1 protein-coding gene is annotated in these 501 nt (G+C 61.7%); it reads left to right on the forward strand.

What is annotated here, in order from left to right; genetic code table 11:
* On the forward strand, positions 1-501 hold a 501-nt coding region (locus tag NZ585_15220), incomplete at both ends, for a carboxypeptidase-like regulatory domain-containing protein (protein ID MCS7081378.1).

Here is a 501-nt window from a genome sequence, read left to right on the forward strand (position 1 = left end):
ACAAGTCAACGCCGCTGACCTGCGTGGCGTTGTCAGGGATGAAAGCGGGCGGGTCATTGCGGGCGCCCAAGTGACAGCGCGCGAAAAACGTACCAACTTCACCCGCACTGTCACGACAAATGACGCAGGCGTTTACCAGTTTGTCGCATTGCCGCCGGGTGGGTACGAGTTGAGCGTGGAGGCACCCGATTTTTCCCGCCTGTTGGTTTCTGAGTTTACGCTGACCGTTGGGGCGGCGCTCGATCTTGACCTCGTCCTGCGGGTCGGCAAAACGACCGAGGAGGAGGTGGTGCAGGCGGACAGTCAGGGCATTGAGCTATCCCGCACGTCGCTCGCAGAGACTGTCAACCAGCGCGCCATCAACAACTTGCCGACGAGCAGCCGTAACTACATCGGGTTTACCCTTTTGATTTCAGCGGCGACCCGTGACAACCAGCCCAAGCTCGGTGCTGCGCCCACGTCGGGCCTCAACTTCGGCGGGCAGCGCGCCCGCGCCAACAA

Origin of the sequence: Chloracidobacterium sp., from assembly GCA_025057975.1 — a bacterium.
GTDB lineage: Bacteria > Acidobacteriota > Blastocatellia > Chloracidobacteriales > Chloracidobacteriaceae > Chloracidobacterium.